The sequence below is a fragment of the Pseudomonas sp. rhizo25 genome (genome assembly GCF_031931935.1).
Taxonomy (GTDB): domain Bacteria; phylum Pseudomonadota; class Gammaproteobacteria; order Pseudomonadales; family Pseudomonadaceae; genus Aquipseudomonas; species Aquipseudomonas synxantha.
In genome coordinates, this window is the sequence record NZ_JAUJXA010000001.1 from 98,752 (window position 1) to 113,874 (window position 15,123).

The window sequence follows — 15,123 nt, forward strand, 5'->3', positions numbered from 1 at the left end:
GTTAAGCCCGATTTTTCGGCTCCAGGCTATGATTAGTCAATTTTCTATTTATTATCTTGATTATAAATCCTGCTTATTATCGAGCGATGCCATGCCCGAATCCCGTCGCGATATTCATCCGCTGCTCAACGACCGCCTGGACTGGAACCTGCTGCGCACCTTCCGCGTGATCGGCCAGGAACTGAGCATCAGCCGCGCCGCCGCGCGCCTGCACCTGACGCAACCGGCCATCAGCCAGGCGCTCAAGCGTCTGGAAGAGCAACTCGACTGCCAGCTCATCGTGCGCCGTGGCCCGCGCTTCGTGCTCACCGAGGCGGGTGAACAGATCTTCGCGATTGCCGGTGAGATGTATGGCCAGGTGTCGCAGATGAGCAACGCCCTGCAAAAGCCCGGTGATGAAGTGATCGGCAAGGTGCGCTTGCTGATGATCAGCCGGATTAATTCAGACACCTTCGATGACTTTCTCGCGGGTTTTCATCGCGACCATCCGCGGGTTGATCTGGAAGTCGAAGTGATGCGCAGCTCCGACATCGTCGCCGCCCTACTGGAAAAAACCGCGACCCTGGGGCTCAGCCTCAATCGCCGGCCGCAACCGCGCCTGGAACAGCATCTGTTTCTGCGTCAGCGTTATGCGTTCTTTTGCGGAAAACATCACCCATTGTTTGGGCGCAAAGGTCTGGCCGAGGGGGATTTGCAGTCGGAAAACTTCGTGAGTTTTACCAGCGACCAGATTGGCGGGATGCTCTCGCCACTGACGATTTTTCGTGATCAGCAAGGGTTCAGCGGACGGATCGTGGCGTCATCTTCCAGCCTGGAAGAAGTGCGGCGTTTGGTCATTGCCGGGTTTGGCTTGGGGTGTTTGCCCATTCATGTGGTGGCGGACGATGTGAAGAACGGGCTGCTGTGGCGGTTGCCGCCGGATGAGGGGATTGCGGATGTGGATATTCATCTGTTGTGGAACCGGGAGCAGAAGATGAGCCGGGCGGAGGGGGTGTTTATTGAGAGTCTTTTGGGGCGGTTGGCCGATGTATAATTGACCACATCCTGCGTGTCAAAAAGCAGTTACAACTCACTGAATGCACGTCGAAGCACACTCGGCTAGGATTGCAGCCAACTAAGCCAATGGCGTACATTAGCGATGATTTTCATAGAGACGTCAGTCTTCACCCGTCGCGTTAAAGAATTGATCGACGAGGATGCCTACATGGCTCTTCAGAACGTGCTGGTAGTCAACCCTTCTGCTGGCGATGTGATTGAGGGTACGGGTGGAGTTCGCAAGATACGAGTAGCAGCCAAAGGCCATGGCAAACGAGGCGGGGCGCGGGTGATCTATTACCATTTCGTCTCGGCATCACAGATTGTTTTACTGATGATCTATCCCAAAAATGAACAGCAGGACTTGACTGCCGTAGAGCGCAAGTCACTGAAGGCTGCGATTGAGCACTGGAGATAGCTATGAGCAGATTTTTTGATGAACTGATGGAAAGCGTTCAAGAGATGAACGAGATCCTGCGCGGAGAACGCGAACCTTCTCGTGAGTTCCATGTTGATTCAATGCGAGTCAAAGAGATCCGTAAGGCGACAGGGCTGACCCAGGCTAAATTCGCAGCGCTGATTGATGTGCAACTTGGCACGTTACGGAACTGGGAGCAGGGTCGTCGTGAGCCTACCGGACCAGCAAAGGCATTGTTGAAAGCTATCCATAATGACCCAGTCCATGTACTGAATGCGTTGGCTAGCTAAAATAAGACTCCACCGCTGCGCCTTAAACATCGTCATACCCGGAAAAGCCCGGAGTTGACCCAGCGACGGGCTTTTTCGTTTGTGCGGCAGATTCAAGGCTCTTTAAATCTCACATCGATAGCACTGATGATTACTATCGAAACGAGCGCCTGAACGATTGCCGCCACTGATTCCTATAATCGCTCCAAATTCCCTCCTCGCCTGGCTTCAGGCGACATTCCTCCCGGAACCCAATCCCATGCCAAGCGCGAGCCAGGCCCCTAGCGGGCTTCCCGAACATAATCAACAAAGCGTCAAACAGCAGTGGCTGGCGATTCTTTCGGTCGCCGTGGGTGCCTTCGCCCTGGTGACCAGTGAATTTCTGCCGGTGGGCGTACTCAACGACGTCGCCAGCGACCTGGGCATCAGTGCCGGTCACGCCGGGTTGATGGTCACATTGCCCGGCATCATGGCCGCCCTCGCCGCGCCGTTTCTGTCGGTCAGCATTGGTGCCATGGACCGTCGCTACCTGCTGATCGGCCTGACACTGGTGATGATCATCGCCAACTCGGTGGTGGCCTTAGCTAACGATTTCAGCCTGCTGCTGTTCGGCCGTGTATTGCTCGGCATCAGCATCGGCGGCTTCTGGGCCACGGCCATTGCCCTCAGCGGGCGGCTGGCGCCCAAAGGCGTTGGGGTTGCGAAAGCCACCTCGATCATCATGATGGGCGTAACGCTCGCCACCGTACTGGGCGTGCCCGTCGGCACCTGGCTCAGTGGACTGATGGGCTGGCGCATGACCTTCCTGGTTACTGCGTTGGTGGGCATTCCGGTGCTGCTCGCGCAGATCTTCCTGCTACCGCGACTGACGCCGGAAAAGGCCATTGAGATTCGTGACTTGCCCGCGTTGTTTATCAACCCACAGGCGCGAGTCGGCTTGATCGCTGTATTGCTGATCGGCCTGGCGCACTTTGCTGCGTATACCTATGTCGCCCCCTTCTTCAAACACAGCTCCGGCTTTGACGGCCCGACAATTGGTTCATTGCTGCTGCTCTACGGTGTGGCCGGGGTAATGGGCAATATCTTTGCCGGTTTCGCCGCCAACCGCAGCGTACGTCACACCCTGCTGCTGGTTGCGTTGATGATCGGTACCAGCACCGCACTGTTCCCCTACTTCGCCACCGGCCTGACAGGCGCCTCGATGCTGATCGCACTCTGGGGTTTCGCCTTCGGCGCCTTCCCGGCTTGCGCCAGCATCTGGATGTTTGTCGTGGCCCCCAAGGATGTCGAACGCGGCATGCCACTGTTTGTGGCGCTGTTTCAGGTGATCATTGCCCTGGGCTCGTTCTTTGGCGGGCGCATCGTCGACCAGATGGGCAGCTCGGTGTTGTTGAGCCTGGCCACGGTGTTGGTGGGGTTCGGGTTTGCGACCGTGCTGGTATTGGGGCGCAAGGTCAGCAATAGCCTGGTGGCGCAGCCTGCCTGACCGGGTTAGAGATGCGCAAAAAAGCCTGCTGAGCATTGAGTTCAGCAGGCTTTTTTCGTTTCAGGGAGCAGGTACTTATTTGGCCGTGGGGAAATCACGCTCGAGGACGGCATCCACCAGCATTTGCGCGTTTTCGATCAATTGAGCCAGGGCCATGATCACGGGCGACTGCGTGCTGTCAGGATCTTCGGCGCATTGATAGGCGGTTTGCAGGGCGAATGAAAGGATTTCGGTGGCGTTGGTGAGGGCTTCTTCGGTGCCGACATCTGCACCTACATGGAAGATTTTCCGAGGGGAAAATTCGGAGTCAGAATCGAGATTGCTCATTGTGTAGCTCCTGTATGCAATGGGAGCTGCCACATCCCGCTGTCAAACAGAATCAGGTGGCAGCTATGCGCGGGTTGACAGACCGGTATACAGGACCCGGCGCACCCGAAGATGCCCCACGCACAGCCGCCATAAAACGACGTCACAGCAGAAACGCTGTAATCGCATGGAGGTCGTACACCTGTAAATCAGTCTGTCAAAACCGGTCGCCATGAGGGCGACGGCGAAAGGTTAGCGTCCTGCCCCAGTCAACGCAACCCTGCTGGAAAACTGTCGAACCGGCACAACGTAAGCACCTGTTTCGGAAAAGCTTGGTAACCAGAATTCCGGCGAGGAAGCTTGTGTGCACAAGCCTGCAAGCTAGCCTCAAAAAGGTCGCCGCCGTGGCGACATACTGTCAAGGATGCTGATATGCCAACGAGATATCGCGATGCGGTCACAGGTGAATACGTAACCGAGCAAGAGGCAAAGAAAAGACCAAGGGAAACGGTAAAAGAATCGGACAAAAAGCGCCCGGCAAAAGAGGATGAAGCGTTGATAGCGACCGTACGTGAGCGCCAGGCGTCTGCACAGCGAGTGAAGGTTTCTCTAGACGACCTGTAGCCTTGATTTTACCGCGGGCCATTTGAATCGGCTCACTGGCCCGCGTCCTTAGTCAAGACATGTGCACTGAATGCCAGGAAATCGCCCAGATGTTTGGTGATGATCGCAACGGCAATAGGCAACTGAAGCGTCTGATACTCATGCACCGCGATATTGCGGAAACCGACCATGTTTTTCAGGTTAGTCAGTAAGGAAGGATTCACCCATCCGCCCTGCGCCAGCAGCTCAAACACGTCACGAGCACTTTGGGGGACACCGAGGCGCTCACGACGAATCAGATGTTGCCCCATGTCCAGAGCCGCCTCGCAGGCACGCTGAATATTGAGAATGGCCGCATCCTGACGGGTGGAGTCATTGGCAAAACTGGCTGGATCCTTTTCGTACTCCTCCCGAGCACGAGCAACGCAACGCTCAATACTGGCAGCCTTGTTGATGAGTACATCATCGGCCATATACCGTTCCATCCTTTTGAATGTCGACTAGCAGCTCTGCCCTGGCGCAATCCAATGCGGTTTTCTCGCTGAGTATGTAGCTCTCAAAGATACCCGCCTGACTGTCCTTGCTCCAGAGGCGGCGCCCTGTCGTTATGACTTGGTATTGCATGACCGTCGAGGCTGCGCGTAAGTCCAGCAAATCGACGGGGACCTTGACGATATCCGCTAATTCCCCGCATAGGCGCCACAGTTGCAGTGGGTCAATGCTTCCCTCAATCAGCACAGCCAAGTCAAGATCGCTGTCGGCATTTGCCTCGCCCGTCGCCTGGCTGCCAAAGACGTACACTGCCAAAAGACTTGGAAGGTTAGCCTGCAAATGCGTGAGCACTTTTTCAAAATTCATGATTGACCCGCATTGTCATCAGGTAATCACGACCGTAGCAGAATTCACCTGAGCATTTCTGCTACAAAAACAAAAACCCCCAACAACCTTTAAGTTATTGGGGGTTTCTGTTTATAAATAATGGCGGAGAGATAGGGACACTCTGCTAAATGCCCCGCGCGCGCCCAAAACACAAGCGCCATAAGGGGTACAGCTGAGTTTTGGTACAAAATGGTGGTACAAAACAGTATCTGTATTGGAAAAATGCGCTTCTCAAACCAAACAGAAGTCGGCCACATCATCTGCCCTTCAATACAAGGTCGGTCTGCTTCATCACAAAGACGGAGGCAACACCGGCAAGATGGTTGATGGTCTGTGCGAGGTTCGATGATGGCGGTACATAACCGGCGCTCTTACCGTGGGAGACGCTTTTATCGTTCCTAGAAGCCCCTACACATTGGAAAATCGTAGCTGTACCTCGCAACATCTGAGAGGTGTTTTCATCAATAGCCCCTGATGCCTTCAACGCTTTCATAGTGAGAGTGGAAAGCCGTTCCACAGCCTCTTTCTCGTAACCACTTCCACCTAGTGACTTGAGGCACCCTTTCAGCACAGTTTCGATGTGGCTACAGCTCAACGTGATGGAAAGCTCTGGATCAGTCAGGACGCATCCCCTAGCCTTCAACCATGAGTCCAGCAGCATGGTATTGCCGCTAAAAAGTCCATCGAGGTCTGCATCAATTTCGGTCTTCTCAACAGTCACAAATTGAGAAAGGGGCTGAACCGCAGAGGCAGTTTTCAGGTATTCCCGCTCAAGGTTCACCAGCAAATCAGCTACCAGTGAATTTAGAACCTTGTGGTCACTGACACGTCTTTGCATGTCAGTACCAGCTTCCTCCAACGAGCAGTAATTCCAGTAATCAAAATCGCTTGGCCGAGGCGCCTCTTTCCAGCAAATCTTCAGCTCTCGACCAGTGAATGCGAGATAGCACCGTGTGTGCCCAATGGGGTCTCCTTCATGGTCAAGAATTTCGTCAAAGGCAATGGTTTCACTGTTGCCACCACACCCAAGACCTTCGACCAAATCGAGTAGCTTTTGCTCAAAAGCTCTCAATCCATGCAGCAATTGCAGGTTCTCGTTTTTTACTTTTGCTGATCGAGCGGCCAGCTCTAAAAATCCATCTTCACTCATTTTCTGAAACCATCAGCTCTTTCAGCTTTTCCAGGATGTAGATTGCCACTGCACCAGCAAGATTATTTGACAGACGTGCCTCGTCAGCATTGGCGGTTTTGTTACCACCATGCGCTGTACCCAAAGGTGTTCTTAATGCACCGGCACTTTGTGATATGCTCTTAATCCCACCAAAAAAGGCTTCAATATCTGCTGTATGGTCTTCGCCATTGGGAAACTTTAACGGCGGAAAATCTGCAACGACAGCATTTATGAAATCGGTAATTGTTTTTTTGTTGCCTAAAGGAATTTTCCTTTTTTCGAGGTAATGGCGGCAAACAGATTCAAGAAACTGGGTTGTGCGCGTTAGGGAGTCGCTTGCATCCGTGTCAATTGCCAAGCGTGCTTTCACCCACTGCTTTTCAAAGTAATTGCCATTCATCAAATCAGATAAATCTTTATGAATGCTCTCGCTTTGAATGTATGAGAATTCTGACAGAAGCCGAGCAGAGCCTTTAGCCTCACCAAGCATTTCAGAAACGGCTTCTTCAACGGCAATCCAGAGCGAATTGATCGAATCTCTCGAAGCCAGCTTAGTTAATTTTTCATCATCTTTGAAATCCCCGATATAGTGAACAGTCATTTCTCCTTCATAAACCGTCCCATAATTTTGTGCATCTTGATGGGCGGTAGAAGTTAGAATGCGAAGGTTATTACCGTTAAAATTTAATTTCGCATATTCCCAATCGTCTTCATCGACCATTCCTAAAAGAATTTTCTTGCCCGTGACGTATAGGCTCAATCCATTCAGAGCACCACGCAATTCTTTCTCAACGATCTCAAGCCCAGTACGGTCCTCACTCCGAGTTGCAAGAACCTGTTGGGACATGCGTCTTAGAGCTTCCATTCTTGTAGTCATATGATACCTAATCCACGCTAGACACAATGGAGGTGGTGAAGGACAAATTTCGCAACACCTAGCCCGTGCAGTCCTACAACACTAAGGCTCGAAGCCTACTCCGATGCCATCATCAACCAGCAGTGCTTTCGACAAGCATTTTACGAATAGTAAGATTCTCAAGCTTTGCAACTATTGGGCTACTATTGTCCACATGTTCTTTTACGTGCATACCCTCATTATAAATTACCCCGAGCAAATAAAGCGTTTCGCTAACGTCAATGCCTGCCGCATCTGCAACACCTAATTTCTCTTTTGTTCCATTGGTATTTAAAAACGTAGTTCTGTCGCCATCTGACGTAATTTTCCCGTAGACAATTTTTTCAATTTTTACCCGGACGTAACAGCAAACTGCAAATGGGTCATAATCATCGTTGCCATTTAGATATTTCTGCCATTCGGTCTGGGTATGGATATGGAATATTTCCGAATCCCCCCACGTCTCCTTCAACCCTAGCGCTTGGAATTCGATCCTTAAATTTACTCCTATAGGATGGTAATGGAGGTGGTGTTTGGCGACCCCTGAAGCGATGGTAGAATTTGACCTGTTGATAATCAGCTTCTTAAAATGCTGATTCAAAGCTGGGTTTGATTTTTTGAGAAAGTAGACTTTTTGATCTTTGAATATAAAATTCCTAAAATATATTGGATTTAAATGAGTAAGAATTAGAGGATAGATTTTTAACCCGAGAGACTTTCTTTCAGCTATAAGATTGGATATGTAATATTGAACGGCTACTAGATTCGCATCATCTAAATAATCAAATACTTCATCGATGACCAATATACAATCTTTACGATTTTGCGAGTTATTTACCTTTTGAAGCCAGACAGCAAAACATAGAGAGTCTCGCTGACCATTAGATATATTGGAAGCTGCCGGAAACTCAACAATAAGCTTTCCTGCAGACTCAGCAGGTCGAATATTTTTCCACGTCGTATCAAAAGATGTGATTACCTTTTCGTACCCTGCCTTATCATAAAGATAGGACCTATATTTGCAGGCGCATTTGAAAATATCTTTGTCTTTAGTGTAATTTACGCATATCTGATACGCACTCAAAAGCGCATCAACTTGATCTTGCGAGTCCGAGCCGATAGTTGTAATTAAAGCGGAAACTGAATTTACACAATCTATACCAGCCAAGTCATTCGTTATATTACTTGCCGCCCACAAACGCAACTCCTCAGCAGTCCCAGTCTCATGATTCAATTTTTTAAGAACAGCATCAATCTTCTGTTGAATTCGAGTACCGGTAAACTTATCCAACAGAACATACATCTCTTGAATATTTCCGATAAACGAGGATGAATTCAGAAGGTGCTCAATATTTCTCAAAATTTTTCCGTTCCTCCCGAAGGCTACCCTCATCTGTGTACAGCTATATGAGAAATAAACCTTTTTGGGAATTCGGGAAACAAGCACAAATGGATCAATTGCAATTGACGCTGAAGCCGTTGTAAATTTACCCATATTCCTCTTTGTACTTTTCGCTATCAGTCTATTGCTAATTACATGCACATCATACGAGGAGGATATTGAGTTAGATGTATTGTTGGCATTTAAGACACTAAGCCCCGTGCCGTTTGCCACAGTAATGGAAAGCTTTGGCTTTAAATCCTCATCTCCTTGATGCATGTGATCTTTGGAAATCGCCAATCGAACTGAATTTAAGCTTGCAAAGGCTGCCGCGAAAGAGCTTTTTCCGAAGCCATTCGGCGCAACAAGCAGCGATGGCTTGTTCGGAATTATATTAAGTTCAAAAGTTTGATTCTCAATTCCTTTTACGTTCTCAATATGAACTGATTTTATTGTCAAGAGCTTCTCCAACGTGTCCCGCCATCAGAATTGAAAAGGTGATCACTTGATACTTGAGCATTGAAAGGCACCCACGTGTCAAGCGATCTAGACGCATCAAATTAAATTTTCACTCCCTCAATAAATCAGAAGTTGCAAGAAACCTACACACCTGCATCACTCTTCTAGCTCACTAGCAATTTTTGCTAGTTCATCTTGTGCTTTTTTTATTATCGCGGGAGCACAAACCAGGCAAATATTTAAGCGCTGCCCCGGTACTTTCTCGTAAGCAAAATGTTTATCGCCTTTTGATATAATATGTCGACTATTGGCATCACACTTTCGAGTACCTGCACTGATCTCATATCTGAAGTCGCTAATGATGTTTCTTGTTTTTGCCATAGTTCTTCTCCTTGAACGTGGTTTTGCACTTACCAAAAGGCGTTATGCCAGCATGCCACAGCCTGGAAGAGAAATGGTAGAGGTTGACTTGAGTTAAATGATTGTTAGCCGGATTCATGAGCGAGACGCCTACATCCGAGAGCATTGTATTGCGATCTAACCACATCAGACGAAGATGTCTGGAGCGTGCCGCACGCCTATGACGCAACAACAGGGATGCCATGGGAGGCTATCTACAGCTTCCAACAGTGCCAGAGGGTGTCGATCTAAAGCTCTCCGTTCACGTCGTCCAGAAACCATCCACCCCGGCTCGCCTCCGAGGTAAAGCACGTTTTCCTACCTACTTTGTGACCACCATGCAGAGCTATCGGGCGCGCTTGCCTAAAACAGGAAATAGGATTGGGAAGATCGGTGGTTAAAGACCCCACGCCAAATTCGTAAACTCAAAATCTGACCAAAAAAAAGCCCCAATCTGAAGATTAGGGCTATTTTTTTGGTACAAAGCGCTGGTACAAATTCGCTTTACCAAAAACCTTATAACTTATTGATTTATAAGGGTTTTTAATATGACGGAGAGATAGGGAAAATCTGCCACTAGCCTCTCAGCCCTTTAAACCCAAGCCCCTCAAGGGTTTCGCTCCAGTTTGGTACAAAATACTGGTACAAAACAGTATCTCTACCGCACAGCAGGCGTGCCCCTCATGGCAGCAGGCAATCTTATCCTCAAAGCAGGCACTTGGCACGCCCGCTACGTGATTCCAGCAGACCTGCGCGAGTATTTCGGTAAGAGCCAATTTTCCCAGTCTCTCAAGACAGGCTCCAAGGCTGAAGCTCAGAATCTGAAAATCCCTGTCATCAAGCGATGGAAGACAGAGATCGAGGCGAAACGAAAAATCCAACGCGCCGAAGACCGCGATTTTCGTCTGAACATGGATTTTGAAGAGGTAAAGGAGGTAGCTGTGACGTACATGGCTGCCAAGGCTGATCGCGAAACAGAGCACATCAAGTCCCTCATCAATGACCTCATCGGTAAGGGTTCAACCTTTGACGAGCCTGAACTTGACCGACTCAAGGCTTAGCAGAAAGAACGCATCATGCACCTGCACATGCAGGGGTAAACACCTGCAGACACGATGACAATTGCGCCTCCGAGCGAAGCTTTGCACAGGCTCTGGACGTATAAGTCGTGACGGCTTCACGAAGCCCTTGAAGCTCAGTAATCCGCTCACCGAACGACCTTGTACTGGCGATGGTTTGCTTCGGCTCAGCACCCTCAGACAACGCATAGCAGTACACACCTTTTAGCTCCATTGAGGTCTTCTCGACGTTCACGTTGAAGAGCTTTCTCAACGATTTTCGGTCGTACCGCTGGAGGTCAATTGCCTTCTTCACGCCCATCAGTTCAAGGCGCTTGGAAAGCTGCCTGCCGATGCCCCAAATCTCATCAACAGGCATCCACTGAAGCAGCTTATCCCGTCGAATTTCGTCCATCAAAACGACGCCACCACCAGTCTCTTTCCGCCATTTTTTTGCGCTGAAATTGGCAGCTTTCGCCAAGGTTTTCGTAGGACCGAAACCCACCCCAACACCAATACCCACCTGCTTTTTCACAGCCAGTTGGATCTCACGACCTAGCGCCTCCAGATCGCCTTGCACACCGGAGAAATCTAGCCATGACTCGTCAATTGAGTAAACCTCGATGCGAGGGGCGAAGCTCTCTAGAACGCGCATTACGCGGTTGCTGACTTCTTAGTAAAGAGCGTAATTTGAGGATACAACCCGCAAGCCGTGAGACTTCAACAGGTGCTTAATTTCAAAGAAGGGGGCACCCATTTTTATGCCGAGCCCACCAATATGGGGATCTTTGATTTTGGCTATGGGGCAACGCGAAACGACACAACCGTCTGAGTTGGACAAAGCGACCACCGGAACGCCTATCAAGGTCGGATCAAACAACCTCTCAGCGCTCACGTATCGCTCGCCAGATCTTCATCAAGAATCCTGCCTTGGTATCTTCCAATTCGCCCTTCAAGGTTTTGATCTCGTTAACCCTGTTCGTGTACGCCGTCTTGTATTTCCCAAGCTCGATCTTCAGATTCTCCACGTTTTGGTTCAGCTCAGTAGTCGAAGCCTCAAGACCAGCTTTATCCTTTTCCAACAAACCTTTCGCATGGGAAAAGCCATCCCGCTCCTTGCCCACCGCCTCAGCGAGCGATTCGGCTTCACGAAGCTTATTGAAAAGAAATGTGGTTTCGCGCTTGTTTTTCTCGACCAGAGCTATCCGATCCCTCTCTGCCTGCCGTGCGAAATCTTCATGGAATCTGGTGCTCACCGGGTCAGAAAGCACTTTGCAGTACAACTGCCGAGAAACGATTTCAGAAACCTGCTGGTAGCGCCTCTCAAGACTCCCTTCTACATCATCTTTGTTGATGTACTTCTCAACCTTGATGCTGTCAGTAATTTTGATTTCGATGATGGGGATTCCGTGGTCACGGAAATCGACAACCTTCTGCATGCCGCATGGGTTCGAATAGTAGACCTCAATCGCCACCTTCCCTCCCCACTTCTTGTAGTAAGGATTGTCGACTGTGAACTCGCCATACAGGTCAGGAATGTAGCCATTGCCGTTCCCGAATTTTAACCGGGTTTCCTCAGCTACGAGGCGCGTGAAGGTGAAGGGAACGATCTCATTATCAATGACGAAATTGATCGTTTCGAGCTGGGAAAGGATGGCTATGAGACAGGCATGGGAAAGGGATTCGCCATCACTGTCACCAGTTCGAGTCATCGGATCAAGGTTCTTGTACCGGAAATACCCGTTCTTGACGGCAACCATCTCACGGCGCTTTTCCTCTCGGCTGTGGGTACTGAAGAAGGTCAAAGCACTGAATTCAGAGGGGTTCAGGCGGCGCATCTTGAGGACTTGCCAGATGAAGAACAGCTTGTAGCGACCATCCTCCCGATTGATGAAGCCGTTTACCCCTTTCGCACACGCCCAAATCTTCATGCCGCTCCCTTACGTTGAAACGCTCTAGATCGGACCATACCAGTGCTCGACGAAGGTTTCAAAGCGTGGCAGGCTCACGATTTCCTCCTATCGAGGATCACGCCACGTATCACGCATCAGGGTAAAGCAGGCAATGTGCTTGCCTACCACCACATAGGGAGATCCGACGTGAAGCATGAAGAGCTGAATTCAATCTTTGCCAAAATAGACGATTGCGACTTTGTTGGTGCTAAAGCCGAGCTTCACAAACTAGCACAGGAGCTAGCCCATAAGGGCGAACTCGAATACTCTGATTTCCTTGCCGATTATGCATATCGATCCTCAAGAAATTTTGGTAACGCGCAGCAAACGATGCCAAGATCGGAAATAGATAAGAAATTCAAGGCTCTCGATCAAAAATACGAAGATTTAGTTGGGAAGCAAGATAAAATTCTCTTCGACGCATACGAGTATTTTAAGGAGCATGAAAAAATAGCGACAACCACCCAATCATATAGAACTTCATTTTCATGGTTTAACATAGAGCACGACGATAATTTTCCATTTATCGACGCCTGCATGAAAAACGAAACGCAAAACCATATAACACTCGAAAACGTATCTACCGTCTTTATCAACCAGCTAAAATTCTACGCACGATTACAAAAGGCAGGCACTACGACCCTTTTCAATTACGGTCAAAGAATCACCAACATAGAAGCGGGGAAATTTTGGAGATACGTGGAACTTCGTAAGAATTCCATGGCACAGAAAAATGCACTTGACGAAATTAATGTAATTTCTGAAAAGCTAAAAGAGCTAGAAATCCAAGCAAGTGAAATCCGCAGCTACTATTGGATAAACGATCATAGCTCAACGGAATTCAGGAACGATTTCACAGAGTGTCTTGAAGAATTCCATAAGACGCAGGCAAACAGCTAGGCAACGACGATACAAGGCTCAGAAATCTTGCCAGATCAATCCATACGAAAGGCAGAACGTCACCAATGATCTGCCTTTCATTGAGCGCTAGTCAGTAACCCAGCGTATCTTTGGTCTGCTTGCAGGTCGCTAAGCGACCGCGGACCTGCCCTGTGAGCATTCTGAATAAGGCATAAATTTAGTACTTGCTCGCACTAGGCTTGAGCTGACCATCAATATACACCACAGATATATTTGACCCCGCAATCGCTTGATGAACAGAGTTCATATTATCGACTTGCCTCTGATTCATACCCAAATCGAGTATTAAATAAATAGCTCTTCGGGATTTTTCAGATTTCATATACTCAGGGAGTTGACGGGTGATGCCGGTTTTCAAATGGGAATTGTCCGATTTCTTAATCTCAACCAACACACTATTCTCACCATTAGAACCAAACTTGAAGTCTACTGGCCCACGACCAGAATTTGACTCCCTGGCGATCATTATCTTATTTGCTTCACAATAAGATTCCGCCACACCATAAAATGCCAACTGGATTGCCGTCTCATTTTTTATTTTCGATTTATTGTCATAGAACAAAGTATTTAAGCCGTTATTCTCCACAAGATCCTTAAACTTCTCGCAAATTTTAAGCACCAGCTTATGGACCTCATCTAAATTTGGATGGGCGCTCAGCGATAGTTCTACAGGGTGCTCAGAGACAGCATCTACTGTTCTCTGGTACCACGAATACTCACCCTTTTTATCCTCGTTAAAATCGTAGGGCTTTATTTCTTTAGACGCATACTGATCAACCAAATCATCAATGAGATCAGGATATTTCAAGATCAACTTCTTGAGATCTTCTTTTTTCATGTTGGCTAGCGAACGCCAACTTGAACCTACCAAAGCATTGAGCGTTTCTCTTAGCTCCTCACTGCTGACACCAATTTCATCTGACCCGCTCCACTCAAATGCAGCCGGTAAATCTCTAAGCAGCTCTTTGGGGACTAGTAAGATAGGTTCGGCTGTAAATGGATTTGTAGGAAGGCCACTTCGTCTATCAATGGCGCCAGCCCACCCTTTAGGCAATATTTTTTTGTAGATATTATTCGAGTAAGTCAATATATCAGCTTGAATAATATTGGCAGTCATATCACTAATACGATCTGGCCCAAAATTATCCTCAAATAGTCCCACCAATTCAAAAAGTTCAGGATCGGTCTTTCCCGCATCTATAATTATTTTAGCAGTCTCTAAAATTCGATCCCTAAGCCCCTTACCAATTCCGCTTCCTGCAGTGCCACCAGCAGAGTAACCAATACAAAGTCCTCGCACTTCATGCCAACTCATCTTAGCGGCAGCCGACCTCCAGAAAACATCATGTTTTTCCTTGCTTGTTTGCAGCAACTTCCCAATTGCTAAAAACCTGCTTTGTAAATCTGAATAACTGGAGGCGAATTCGGGGGCTTTGCAGTGTTTCAGCAGGAGAGGGTCGATAAATAGGCGGGTATCGTGATCAAGAATCGGATCAAACACTCCAAGGGAGTCCAATGTCGCTTTGGGAATTCCGAGATATTTAGATAATGAGGTTGGCATGACAATCCTTTGCGCCTAGATATTTATGTCAAAATGCCATGATCATCTTTTTTATTCAAGCCCACAGCACACAGGCGCACCTGTATCTTGTGAGTGACCCGTTCATACCGCCGCTAACGCTTGTCTTGAGGAACCACATAGCTGGCTGCCGCTAGCTATCTGCCTGCCTTAATCCGCAGAGCATGAAATCGAGTGCGTGAAGAAGCCTTATCTCAGCGTGAGAAGCCCGACGCGGTGTATCTCGGATGCGAAACAGCACCTGTACTGAGGTCGGAGGCCACAATCCCACAAGCTTCATCATCTTTGGCCAGATAGAATTCTGACCAAAAA

16 protein-coding genes and 2 pseudogenes are annotated in these 15,123 nt (G+C 48.7%); 7 read left to right on the forward strand and 11 right to left on the reverse strand.

Features of this window, described 5'->3' with window-relative positions:
* Positions 1 to 91 precede the first annotated feature (91 nt).
* The 4 genes from QZR30_RS00465 to QZR30_RS00480 all read left to right on the forward strand — a co-directional run bounded on the left by QZR30_RS00465 (position 92) and on the right by QZR30_RS00480 (position 3,208).
* Positions 92 to 1,033: a LysR family transcriptional regulator gene (locus QZR30_RS00465; protein ID WP_056847347.1), complete on the forward strand. Its 942-nt coding sequence runs from the start codon at positions 92 to 94 to the stop codon at positions 1,031 to 1,033.
* 105 nt (positions 1,034 to 1,138) lie between these two features.
* Positions 1,139 to 1,453, forward strand: a complete 315-nt coding sequence (locus QZR30_RS00470) for a type II toxin-antitoxin system RelE/ParE family toxin (RefSeq protein WP_046071432.1) — start codon at positions 1,139 to 1,141, stop codon at positions 1,451 to 1,453.
* Positions 1,454 to 1,455: 2 nt separating this feature from the next.
* Complete coding sequence (nadS, locus tag QZR30_RS00475; RefSeq protein ID WP_003189536.1) at positions 1,456 to 1,743, forward strand: NadS family protein; 288 nt, start codon at positions 1,456 to 1,458, stop codon at positions 1,741 to 1,743.
* A 238-nt stretch (positions 1,744 to 1,981) separates the two neighbouring features.
* The gene (locus QZR30_RS00480) at positions 1,982 to 3,208 is read left to right on the forward strand and encodes an MFS transporter (RefSeq protein WP_005786037.1); all 1,227 of its coding nucleotides are present in this window, start codon (positions 1,982 to 1,984) and stop codon (positions 3,206 to 3,208) included.
* A 75-nt stretch (positions 3,209 to 3,283) separates the two neighbouring features.
* On the opposite strand, the gene QZR30_RS00485 is transcribed toward QZR30_RS00480, so the two are convergent.
* Complete coding sequence (locus QZR30_RS00485; protein WP_046071431.1) at positions 3,284 to 3,535, reverse strand: DUF6124 family protein; 252 nt, start codon at positions 3,533 to 3,535, stop codon at positions 3,284 to 3,286.
* 519 nt (positions 3,536 to 4,054) lie between these two features.
* Between QZR30_RS00485 and QZR30_RS00490 the strand changes: the two are divergent.
* Positions 4,055 to 4,138 (forward strand): annotated as a pseudogene (locus tag QZR30_RS00490) (type II toxin-antitoxin system RelB/DinJ family antitoxin); the annotation flags it as partial.
* A 32-nt stretch (positions 4,139 to 4,170) separates the two neighbouring features.
* Here QZR30_RS00490 and hepT read toward each other — a convergent pair.
* The 6 genes from hepT to QZR30_RS00520 all read right to left on the reverse strand — a co-directional run bounded on the left by hepT (position 4,171) and on the right by QZR30_RS00520 (position 9,283).
* Complete coding sequence (hepT, locus tag QZR30_RS00495) at positions 4,171 to 4,590, reverse strand: type VII toxin-antitoxin system HepT family RNase toxin (protein ID WP_056847349.1); 420 nt, start codon at positions 4,588 to 4,590, stop codon at positions 4,171 to 4,173.
* Complete coding sequence (mntA, locus tag QZR30_RS00500; RefSeq protein ID WP_046071429.1) at positions 4,580 to 4,975, reverse strand: type VII toxin-antitoxin system MntA family adenylyltransferase antitoxin; 396 nt, start codon at positions 4,973 to 4,975, stop codon at positions 4,580 to 4,582. The genes hepT and mntA overlap by 11 nt, the downstream gene beginning before the upstream one ends.
* A gap of 277 nt (positions 4,976 to 5,252) precedes the next feature.
* Entirely contained in the window at positions 5,253 to 6,146 is an 894-nt protein-coding gene (locus tag QZR30_RS00505) for an abortive infection family protein (protein WP_311902832.1), read from the reverse strand.
* The gene (locus tag QZR30_RS00510; protein WP_311902833.1) at positions 6,139 to 7,014 is read right to left on the reverse strand and encodes an abortive infection family protein; all 876 of its coding nucleotides are present in this window, start codon (positions 7,012 to 7,014) and stop codon (positions 6,139 to 6,141) included. Before QZR30_RS00510 ends, QZR30_RS00505 begins: the two co-directional genes overlap by 8 nt.
* Positions 7,015 to 7,156: 142 nt before the next feature.
* Positions 7,157 to 8,914 (reverse strand): hypothetical protein, encoded by a 1,758-nt coding sequence (locus QZR30_RS00515; protein WP_311902835.1) that lies wholly within the window; start codon positions 8,912 to 8,914, stop codon positions 7,157 to 7,159.
* A gap of 144 nt (positions 8,915 to 9,058) precedes the next feature.
* On the reverse strand, positions 9,059 to 9,283 hold the full coding sequence (locus tag QZR30_RS00520) for a hypothetical protein (protein ID WP_252668063.1): 225 nt from the start codon (positions 9,281 to 9,283) through the stop codon (positions 9,059 to 9,061).
* Positions 9,284 to 9,984: 701 nt separating this feature from the next.
* Here QZR30_RS00520 and QZR30_RS00525 point away from each other — a divergent pair.
* Positions 9,985 to 10,362, forward strand: coding sequence for a DUF6538 domain-containing protein (locus QZR30_RS00525; protein WP_311902837.1), 378 nt, complete (start codon positions 9,985 to 9,987; stop codon positions 10,360 to 10,362).
* A 13-nt stretch (positions 10,363 to 10,375) separates the two neighbouring features.
* Here QZR30_RS00525 and QZR30_RS27965 read toward each other — a convergent pair whose 3' ends face one another.
* From QZR30_RS27965 to QZR30_RS00535, 3 genes and pseudogenes are all read right to left on the reverse strand, one after another.
* Positions 10,376 to 10,774, reverse strand: coding sequence for a DinB/UmuC family translesion DNA polymerase (locus QZR30_RS27965; protein ID WP_330551880.1), 399 nt, complete (start codon positions 10,772 to 10,774; stop codon positions 10,376 to 10,378).
* A gap of 111 nt (positions 10,775 to 10,885) precedes the next feature.
* Positions 10,886 to 11,254 (reverse strand): annotated as a pseudogene (locus QZR30_RS27970) (Y-family DNA polymerase); the annotation flags it as partial.
* A complete protein-coding gene (locus tag QZR30_RS00535; protein ID WP_050575617.1) occupies positions 11,244 to 12,290 on the reverse strand; it encodes a hypothetical protein in 1,047 nt (348 codons plus the stop codon). The pseudogene QZR30_RS27970 and the gene QZR30_RS00535, both read right to left, overlap by 11 nt.
* A gap of 168 nt (positions 12,291 to 12,458) precedes the next feature.
* On the opposite strand from QZR30_RS00535, the gene QZR30_RS00540 reads away from it, so the two are divergent.
* On the forward strand, positions 12,459 to 13,211 hold the full coding sequence (locus tag QZR30_RS00540; protein WP_311902838.1) for a hypothetical protein: 753 nt from the start codon (positions 12,459 to 12,461) through the stop codon (positions 13,209 to 13,211).
* 178 nt (positions 13,212 to 13,389) lie between these two features.
* On the opposite strand, the gene QZR30_RS00545 is transcribed toward QZR30_RS00540, so the two are convergent.
* Positions 13,390 to 14,793 carry a hypothetical protein gene (locus QZR30_RS00545; RefSeq protein ID WP_050575618.1) on the reverse strand — a complete coding sequence of 468 codons (1,404 nt, stop codon included), beginning with the start codon at positions 14,791 to 14,793 and terminating at the stop codon, positions 13,390 to 13,392.
* Between the last annotated feature and the right edge of the window lie 330 nt (positions 14,794 to 15,123).